The sequence below is a fragment of the Streptomyces sp. P9(2023) genome (assembly GCF_032436795.1).
GTDB lineage: Bacteria > Actinomycetota > Actinomycetes > Streptomycetales > Streptomycetaceae > Streptomyces.
The window spans coordinates 1-235 of the sequence record NZ_JAUPWM010000855.1 but is presented as its reverse complement, the minus strand read 5'-3'; the positions used below and the strand labels follow the sequence as shown (position 1 = coordinate 235).

Genomic DNA, 235 nt, shown 5'->3' with positions numbered 1-235 from the left:
AAGACTACTGCACCTGCAACCTGCACACCATTAAAACATGCACTGTATATTTTAATTTGTTCTGGAAAAAGTGACACAAGTGATACAATTTCATCAAATGTGTGAACGGGTTTAGCTTGGTGGCCTGTCATAAGTACTTCACTTAAATTAGACCAGAACTCAGTCAAATCATGTGACTCACCGTAAGCGACACCACTTGAGTTGGCTTTTTTTACAACCCATTTTCTGCCTTTCG

At 39.6% G+C, this 235-nt stretch carries 1 protein-coding gene; it reads right to left on the bottom strand.

Annotation, left to right across the window (positions count from 1 at the left end; translation table 11 throughout):
* A partial coding sequence (locus Q5762_RS39690; RefSeq protein WP_315897180.1) for a hypothetical protein occupies positions 1–235 on the bottom strand: 235 nt, incomplete at both ends.